Source organism: Clostridium psychrophilum (assembly GCF_018861705.1).
GTDB classification, from domain to species: Bacteria; Bacillota; Clostridia; order Clostridiales; family Clostridiaceae; genus Clostridium_AD; species Clostridium_AD psychrophilum.
Genome location: NZ_JAHLEC010000126.1, coordinates 1 through 8,551 on the forward strand (window position 1 = coordinate 1; position 8,551 = coordinate 8,551).

The window sequence follows — 8,551 nt, forward strand, 5'->3', positions numbered from 1 at the left end:
AACAATTATACCAGAAAGAGGGGGTCATTGTTTTTTTTCTTAAAAACAGCTACAATCCTTGCAATTGCAGGGTCTTAAATAAATAAAACAAAGATAGTGTTAACACTATCTAAAATTTATAGGAGGGAATATTATGATAAAAATCGCATTATTTTGTGCAGCAGGTATGTCAACAAGTTTATTAGTTACGAAAATGGAAATAGCAGCGAAAGAAAAAGGAATAGAAGTAGATATTGATGCATTTCCAGAAGCTCGTATGTCAAAACATTTGGAGGGAGTTGCAGTAGCATTACTTGGACCACAAGTAGGATATGCGTTACCAAGGGCAAAAAAAATATGTGATCCACTAGGAATTCCAGTTGCTGTAATAGCTTCTGTAGATTATGGTATGATGAATGGCGCAAAAGTATTAGAAAGTGCAATCAAATTAATTGATAAGTAATTTAAAGTACCCCCCTAGTTACAATTAACGGTGACATGAGCGTGGCACTATATAATAAGTAACATAAAGAGGCACTTTGATTAATTATACCTATTGTGCTAAATTAATTCAATTATATTTACAAGTACTATAAAAGCGAGGGATGTAATTATGAAATTTCCAAATGATTTTCTTTTTGGAGCTGCATCAGCTTCATATCAAGTAGAAGGTGCATGGAATGAAGATGGTAAAGGTATCTCCAATTGGGATGTATTTTCAAAGCTTCCAGGAAAGACCTTCGAGGGTACTAATGGAGACGTTTCAATAGATCATTATCATAGATATAAAGAGGACGTAAAATTAATGGCTGAAATTGGACTTGAATCATATAGATTCTCAATATCTTGGTCGAGGATAATTCCAGACGGAGATGGTGAGATTAATCAAAAAGGGTTAGATTTTTATAATAATCTCATTGATGAATGTTTAAAGTATGGAATTGTTCCTTTTGTTACTTTATATCATTGGGATTTACCACAGGTATTAGAGGAATGTGGTGGTTGGACATATAAAAGAACTATAGATGCCTTTGTCAAATATGCAAATGTGTGTTATAAAGCTTTTGGAGATAGGGTTAAGCATTGGATTACTTTTAATGAAACCATTGTCTTTTGTAGTTTGGGATATTTAGCAGGGGCGCATCCACCAGGAATTAAAAATGATTTAAAAAAATACTTTCAAGCAACACATAATGTGATCACTGCTCATGCAAAAGCAGTAGTAGCTTATAAAAAATTGAGACAGTTTGGTGAAATAGGAATAACTCATGTGTTTAGTCCGGCTTTTAGTGTAGATAACAATCCTGATAATGAGTTCGCAGCATACCATGCAAATCAATATGGAATAGCTTGGTATTATGATCCTGTATTAAAAGGTGAGTATCCACCATATGTTGTTAAATACCTAAATGAAAATAATTTAACTCCAGATTGGACACAAGAAGAACTTAATATTATAAAAACCGCTGCAGATGATAACGATTTTATTGGTTTAAATTATTATCAGCCTCAAAGGGTAATGAAGAATATTATATCTGAAACTTCAGAGGAGTCATCAAGAGAAAATTCTACAGGTGCTCCAGGTAATGTATCCTTTGATGGTGTATATAAAACCGTAAAAATGGATGATAAAAAGTATACAAAATGGGGTTGGGAAATTGCACCAGATGCATTTTTAGAAGGATTGAAAATGTTCAAAGCAAATTATGGGGATATAAAAATATATATTACAGAAAATGGGCTAGGAGATGAGGATGTAATAATCCAAGATGAAGTTGTAGATGTTCCTAGAATAAAATATATTGAAGAACATTTAATAGCTATCAAAAGGGCTATAGCAGAAGGTATAAATCTTAAGGGATATTATGCATGGTCTTCAACTGATTTGTTGAGTTGGTTAAATGGTTACAAGAAACAATATGGATTTATATATGTAGATCATAAAAATAATTTAAATAGGAAGATAAAATTGTCTGGCTATTGGTATAAAAAGATAATAGAAGATAGAGGAGAAAGTCTTTAATATGTGTAAGAACATATCGCTTTTTAAGCTTATTTAATTATTAACAATATAGGGGGAAACATATTATGGAAAAGGAAAAACTAATTGACAAAATAATACCTGTAGTAATGAAATTTGTTAATCTCAAAGGGGTTATTGCATTAAAGGATGGAGTCATGTATACATTGCCATTAACTTTGGTAGGTTCAATTTTCTTATTACTTGCACAAATACCTTATAAACCTTTTAATGATTGGGTAGCAAGTGTTTTAGGAAATAATTGGACTATGCCACTAATGCAAATTTACGGTGCTTCTTTTGCAATTATAGCAATTGCTGCCACCATGGGTATAGCATACGCTTATGCGAAAAATGAGGGTCACGAACCATTAACTGCTGCAATATTAGCATTGGTAGTATTTTTAGGTATTAATAATTCTACTGCGACTGGTATAATTAATAATAAAAGTGTTGTAGTAGAAAATGTAATTGATAAAACCTGGACAGGTGGTCAAGGTATGGTTACAGCTATAATAATTGGTCTAATAGTTGGGGCAGTATATTCTTGGTTCTTAACTAAGAAGTTTACAATTAAAATGCCAGAAGGAGTACCACAAGGTGTTGTTAATCAATTTGCAGCTTTAATACCAGCTGCAGTAATTATGCTTGGTACTATGCTTGTTTATATGTTCTTCAAGTACGGCTTAAATACAACATTTATTGAATGGATATATAAAGTATTACAAACTCCATTACAAGGTGCAACAGATTCTCTAGGAGGAGCTTTAGTTATTGCAATAGCTATCCCATTAATATGGTGGTTTGGGGTGCATGGTGCAGTAATCGTTACTGGTGTAATGTCAGGATTATTCACTGCAAATGAGCTAGCTAATCAAGCTATTATTAATAGTGGCAGAGCTTTAACTATTGCAAATGGTGCTCATATAGTAACTACTCAATTTATGAATACTTTAGTTATGACAGGCTCTGGATTAACCATAGGACTTGTACTTGCAATGATTGTAAAAGGAAAATCAGGGCAATCAAAAGCTTTAGGGAAATTGGCACTAGTACCATCTCTATTTAATATAAATGAACCCGTACTCTTTGGATTTCCAATAGTAATGAATCCATTTATGTTTATACCATTTGTATTAGCACCAGTGGGCGCAGCACTAGGAACTTATTTTTTAATAAAATTTGGTGTTTTAAATCCTTTTTCTGCTGTAGAAGTTCCATGGACAACTCCTCCAATAATATCAGGTTTTATTCTCCAAGGTTGGAAAGGTGCATTATGGCAATTAACAATAATAGTATGGTCATGTGCGTTATACTTCCCATTCTTTATGAAACAAGATGCTATTAACTATAAGTCGGAACAAGAATCAATAGCTGAAGGAACCAATGATACTTTAGATATGTAAATATAAGATTTAACGATATTTCAGAAGGAAAGTTTCCCACTTTTATAACCCTAACAAATATAAAACTTTAGTGGGAATATAAATCTCCTTCTGAAGTCGTTGCAGCTCCATAGAGGAGATGATTCATCTCTTTCAGAGATGTTACAGCGACCCAGGAGATGATTTAACTTTTGACCTGATATTTTCTTATAGAGCATTGTTACTCAATAAGGAATATTAGGTCAAAATTACAAAAATATTTATTTGAATAAAAACTAGATTCTATACATGCATATAAAATTAAGAAGGGAAAAGTATGGGTATAAAGATGTACAAATTATTAGTACAGGGATATGAAGAAGATTTTACTATATTGTATTACTTTTCAACTAATTATATTGATTACTTTGAATTTAGCTTTGTTGGAATTGAACAAGAAAAATATAATAAATTTCTTACTGATTTAGAAAAACATATTTCACCACAACCTATATATATTAATATGAAATTGCATAATCAACAAATTGATAGAGGGTTATATAGAAAAGAAGTATTTACTATTAAAAATGCTAATGACTTTATAAATAGATTGTATAAATAGAATAAAATAAGGAGATGTATTGATATGAAATTATTTAAATTGATTGTGAAGGGAAATACTAAAGATTATACAATAAATTATACTGCTTCATCTAATTTTCTTGATTACAATGACTGCGGATTTACTGGGAACCAACAAGAAAAATATGAGATGTTTTTAATGAATTTACAAAAGAACGGCGGACCACAACCTGTACATATTAACGTTAAAATGACTACTCAAATAGTAGACAGAGCATTTTCAAAAAATGATTTGTTAAAAACTACAGATGTTAATGACTTTATAAAGAAATTAAGTCGATAGAGAATTATTATGTATAAATTAGTATGTATTGATATAGATGGAACTTTATTAAACAGTAAGAATAGAGTTTCAGATTTTAACAAGAAGACTCTGAAAAAGGCTATACGCAGGCCTAGTAGTTGCTATGGGTAATGCACTTGAAATTGTTAAAAAAAAGGCAAACTATGTTACAACTAGTAATAATGAGGATGGAGTAGCAATAGTTATCAATAAATTTATATTAAACAAATAAATTTATATACTTAATAATAAATAAAAATGAAAGGTGGAAATTATATGTATCACAAAAAACTTAAACTTTTTCCAAAAGATTTTCTATGGGGAGCATCCACCTCAGCATATCAAGTAGAGGGTGGCTGGAATGAAGATGGGAAAGGACCATCAGTTATGGACATAGGCGAGCATCCCGCAAACACTTCAGATTTTAAAATAACTAGTGATCATTATCATCATTACAAAGAGGATGTTGCATTACTAGCTGAAATGGGATTTAAAGTTTATCGTTTTTCAATTGCATGGACTAGAATTTTCCCAAAAGGTGTCGGAGAAATTAATAAAAAGGGTATTGAATTTTATAATAACTTAATTAACGAATTGTTATCACATAATATAGAACCTATTATAACCATGTACCATTTCGATTTACCTCAAGCACTTCAATTAAAGGGTGGTTGGTCCAATAGAGAGACAATTGATGCTTTCGAAAACTATGGAAGGACATTATTTATAAACTATGGTGATAGGGTTAAATATTGGTTAACTATAAATGAACAAAACATGATGATTTTACACGGCTCAGCCCTTGGAATAGTTGATTCAGATGGAGAAAGCATACAGAAAAAGTTATATCAGCAAAATCATCACATGCTTCTTGCACAAGCAAAAGTCATGAAACTTTGTCATGTTATGTGCCCCAATGCAAAAATTGGACCAGCACCAAACATTACAAGCATTTATCCTGCTAGTTCAAAACCAGAGGATGTTTTAGCTGCTAACAACTGGTCATCAATTCGTAATTGGTTATACTTGGATATGGCAGTTTTTGGACGTTATAATACAGTTGCATGGAGTTTCATGGAGGAAAAAGGTTGTACACCTAAAATAGAACCTGGGGATATGGAAGTATTAAGTGGAGCTAAGCCAGATTTTATTGCCTTTAACTACTATTGTACAGCAACTGTAGCTGAAAGTGAAAACGCTCACTCTGATAGATTATCTACTGGTGATCAACAAATAGGGCTTGGTGAAACAGGAGTATATCTTGGAGCTGTAAATCCAAACCTTCCTAAAACAGAATTTGGATGGGAGATAGATCCAGTAGGATTCCGAATTACTTTACGTGAATTAAATGAAAGATATAATTTACCATTACTTGTAACTGAAAATGGGTTAGGTGCTTTTGATAAATTAGAACAAGGCAATGTTGTCAATGATGATTATCGTATAGATTTCTTACGTAATCATATTAAGCAAGCACAACTCGCAATTACTGATGGTGTTAAATTAATTGGGTACTGTCCGTGGTCAGCTATAGACCTTGTTAGTACACATCAAGGTTTTCAGAAACGTTATGGTTTTGTTTATGTAAATAGAGATGAGTTTGATTTGAGAGATTTAAGACGTATAAAAAAGAAAAGCTTCTTCTGGTATAAAAATGTTATTTTAACGAATGGAAACAATCTATAAAAATAAAATGTTTAATTAATTTCATATAGTTATAATTAAGTTTTAATAAGTAAAAATATATATTATTAGGAGGACCTAATATGAAAATGAAAGATGGATTTCTGTGGGGAGGAGCAACTGCTGCAAACCAATTTGAAGGTGGATGGAACAAAGGTGGTAAGGGACCAAGTAGTGCAGATATGATGACTGGAGGAACTCACACTAGCCCTAGACGTATTACACCTATTTTAGAGGAAGACACTTATTATCCAAGCCATGAGGCTATTGATTTCTATGGCCATTATAAAGAAGATATAAAGATGTTTGGAGAAATGGGCTTTAAGACTTTTAGGTTGTCTATTGCATGGTCAAGAATATTCCCTAAGGGGTATGAACTAGAACCAAATGAAGAAGGTCTAAAATTTTATGATAACGTATTTGATGAGTTAAGAAAAAACAATATTGAGCCGCTAGTTACTATTTCTCATTATGAAACGCCTTTTGGTTTAACTCAGAAGTACAATGGGTGGGCATCGAGAGAAGTTATTGAGTGTTATGTAAGATACTGTGATGTAATATTTAAAAGATATAAAAATAAAGTGAAATACTGGCTTACTTTTAACGAAATTAATATCTTAACTATACCATTCGGAGCTTTTCTAGGTGGTGGAATAATAGCAGATGATAAAGAAAATACAAATCAGTTAAGATTTCAAGCTTTACATCATCAATTCATAGCAAGTGCAAGAGCAGTTAAACTAGGACATAAAATCAACCCTAATTTCAAAATAGGATGTATGATTGCTTATATGTGCTCTTATCCCAATACATGTAATCCTGATGACATATTACTTGCACAAAAGAAAGATCAAATTAGTAACATGTTATGTGGCGATGTTCAGGTAAGAGGATGCTACCCATGCTTTGCAAAACGTTTTTTTGAGGAAAATGGAATTAGAATTGTAATGGAAGATGGAGATCAAAAAATATTAAAAGATGGTATTGTGGACTTTTATTCCTTTAGTTATTATATGTCTACAGTTGTAAGTGCTGATCAAAATCTAGAAATTGCAAAAGGAAACCTATTAAATGAGGTCAAAAATCCATATTTAGAAACTTCTGATTGGGGATGGCAAATTGATCCTAAGGGTCTAAGATGGTCATTGAATAATATTTATGATAGATATCAAATACCACTTATGGTAGTGGAAAATGGATTTGGTGCAGTGGACACTGTCAAGGAAGATGGATCAATAAATGATGATTATCGTATAAATTACTTAAAAAATCATATAATTCAAATGGAAGAGGCAGTTAAAGATGGTGTAAATCTTATGGGATATACTATGTGGGGATGTATTGATTTAGTAAGTGCAGGAACTGGTGAAATGAAAAAACGTTATGGATTTATATATGTAGATAAGGATAACGACGGAAAAGGAACTTTGAAACGCATAAAAAAAGATAGTTTTGAATGGTATAAAAATGTTATTGAAACTAATGGAGAAGTTGCATTAAATATTACTGACAAGAAATAAAGAGAAAATATATGAAGTGGGTTATATAAATTCATACTTTTTCATTAAAAATACTAATAATATTTATAGTAGCCAATTTATAGTTTTCCTATAAATTGGCTACTATTATTTTTGAAAAATATAGATTTGATATACTATTATATATTGTAAGCTCCTAACATGGAACTTCTGTGATTTATTCTCCTTGTTTATAAACAATTGTAGTTTTATCACTTATAAAATCATATGGGAAAACAGCTAGTCCACCATTTCTGTCTAAATCTAGACCATTATTAAAGTAAGATCTCCATACAAATTGTGAACAATAAAATTGTTTAGTTGTAGTTTTATTGAAAATATTAAAGTTAAAGTGTGTACCCAATTTAGTATGTCCATATTTAATAGCACCTTTAATGGTTTCTTGATTAGTCTTTGGACGTAGAACTAGAATTTTTTTATATCTGGTTTTCCAATCATTTGCACGGTTTTCAAGATTGTTTTGATAAACTTCAAGAACTTTTTGGGGATCTGAATCCACCAAAGCAGCATGAGTAGTAATTGAACCCATCATAATTGCATTTATATCGGTATTTTTACTATCAGTTATTGAAATTAATATGTCTCCAGGTTTTCCAATAGCTTTTCCTTTAGACTTATACAAGTCCATATCTTTTTCTACTTTTAAATCATCCCAATTCACTTCTATTTTTACTTGAAATCTTAAAGTATCTTCTATTTCTTTTCTAATTTCATAAGCTGTTTTTAAATTACCAGTGACATTGGCACTATTTACAGTATTGCCATAATTAACAGAATTGATTGTTAAAGGAGCAGCATCTACATTTATATAACTTATATTTGCAAATATTAACACAACACTAAGTAAAGATATAATTAATTTTTTTTTCATAATAAAATCCCCCTTGTATAATCTAATTTTAGTTAATTGCATAACCCTGTAGTCAAGCGCCTACAAGGGTTTACAATCATATATATACAGGAATTCCCCCAACTTTTGTCGAATTTATATTCATCACAACTAAATTCACAGAAAGGAGAAAATTCCATGCAATCGAATTTA

Annotated in this window: 9 protein-coding genes and 1 pseudogene; 9 read left to right on the forward strand and 1 reads right to left on the reverse strand. The window is 31.2% G+C overall.

Annotated features, from left to right (window positions below):
- The first annotated feature begins 133 nt into the window (after positions 1–133).
- The 9 genes and pseudogenes from KPL38_RS16820 (at position 134) to KPL38_RS16860 (ending at position 7,491) form a co-directional block, all read left to right on the forward strand.
- A complete protein-coding gene (locus tag KPL38_RS16820) occupies positions 134–442 on the forward strand; it encodes a PTS sugar transporter subunit IIB (RefSeq protein ID WP_216290297.1) in 309 nt (102 codons plus the stop codon).
- A 150-nt stretch (positions 443–592) separates the two neighbouring features.
- The gene (locus KPL38_RS16825; RefSeq protein ID WP_216290298.1) at positions 593–2,002 is read left to right on the forward strand and encodes a GH1 family beta-glucosidase; all 1,410 of its coding nucleotides are present in this window, start codon (positions 593–595) and stop codon (positions 2,000–2,002) included.
- A gap of 65 nt (positions 2,003–2,067) precedes the next feature.
- Entirely contained in the window at positions 2,068–3,405 is a 1,338-nt protein-coding gene (locus KPL38_RS16830) for a PTS sugar transporter subunit IIC (protein WP_216290299.1), read from the forward strand.
- Between the two features lie 295 nt (positions 3,406–3,700).
- Complete coding sequence (locus tag KPL38_RS16835) at positions 3,701–3,985, forward strand: hypothetical protein (protein WP_216290300.1); 285 nt, start codon at positions 3,701–3,703, stop codon at positions 3,983–3,985.
- A 24-nt stretch (positions 3,986–4,009) separates the two neighbouring features.
- Entirely contained in the window at positions 4,010–4,288 is a 279-nt protein-coding gene (locus tag KPL38_RS16840) for a hypothetical protein (protein ID WP_216290301.1), read from the forward strand.
- Positions 4,289–4,297: 9 nt separating this feature from the next.
- Positions 4,298–4,420, forward strand: a complete 123-nt coding sequence (locus KPL38_RS20410) for an HAD family hydrolase (RefSeq protein WP_216290302.1) — start codon at positions 4,298–4,300, stop codon at positions 4,418–4,420.
- A pseudogene (locus KPL38_RS16850) lies at positions 4,392–4,520 on the forward strand (HAD hydrolase family protein); the annotation flags it as partial. The gene KPL38_RS20410 and the pseudogene KPL38_RS16850, both read left to right, overlap by 29 nt.
- A 44-nt stretch (positions 4,521–4,564) precedes the next feature.
- Positions 4,565–5,974: a glycoside hydrolase family 1 protein gene (locus KPL38_RS16855; RefSeq protein ID WP_216290304.1), complete on the forward strand. Its 1,410-nt coding sequence runs from the start codon at positions 4,565–4,567 to the stop codon at positions 5,972–5,974.
- Positions 5,975–6,054: 80 nt separating this feature from the next.
- On the forward strand, positions 6,055–7,491 hold the full coding sequence (locus KPL38_RS16860; protein ID WP_216290305.1) for a glycoside hydrolase family 1 protein: 1,437 nt from the start codon (positions 6,055–6,057) through the stop codon (positions 7,489–7,491).
- Positions 7,492–7,666: 175 nt separating this feature from the next.
- On the opposite strand, the gene KPL38_RS16865 is transcribed toward KPL38_RS16860, so the two are convergent.
- Complete coding sequence (locus KPL38_RS16865) at positions 7,667–8,380, reverse strand: YiiX/YebB-like N1pC/P60 family cysteine hydrolase (RefSeq protein ID WP_216290306.1); 714 nt, start codon at positions 8,378–8,380, stop codon at positions 7,667–7,669.
- Positions 8,381–8,551: the final 171 nt, after the last annotated feature.

What these genes read in the sequence shown, in the direction of transcription:
- KPL38_RS16835 (WP_216290300.1), top strand. Translation starts at nt 3,701, where the DNA reads ATGGGTATAAAGATGTACAAATTATTAGTACAGGGATATGAAGAAGAT.
- KPL38_RS16820 (WP_216290297.1), top strand. Translation starts at nt 134, where the DNA reads ATGATAAAAATCGCATTATTTTGTGCAGCAGGTATGTCAACAAGTTTA.
- KPL38_RS16830 (WP_216290299.1), top strand. Translation starts at nt 2,068, where the DNA reads ATGGAAAAGGAAAAACTAATTGACAAAATAATACCTGTAGTAATGAAA.
- KPL38_RS16860 (WP_216290305.1), top strand. Translation starts at nt 6,055, where the DNA reads ATGAAAATGAAAGATGGATTTCTGTGGGGAGGAGCAACTGCTGCAAAC.
- KPL38_RS16840 (WP_216290301.1), top strand. Translation starts at nt 4,010, where the DNA reads ATGAAATTATTTAAATTGATTGTGAAGGGAAATACTAAAGATTATACA.
- KPL38_RS16865 (WP_216290306.1), bottom strand. Translation starts at nt 8,380, where the DNA reads ATGAAAAAAAAATTAATTATATCTTTACTTAGTGTTGTGTTAATATTT.
- KPL38_RS20410 (WP_216290302.1), top strand. Translation starts at nt 4,298, where the DNA reads ATGTATAAATTAGTATGTATTGATATAGATGGAACTTTATTAAACAGT.
- KPL38_RS16825 (WP_216290298.1), top strand. Translation starts at nt 593, where the DNA reads ATGAAATTTCCAAATGATTTTCTTTTTGGAGCTGCATCAGCTTCATAT.
- KPL38_RS16855 (WP_216290304.1), top strand. Translation starts at nt 4,565, where the DNA reads ATGTATCACAAAAAACTTAAACTTTTTCCAAAAGATTTTCTATGGGGA.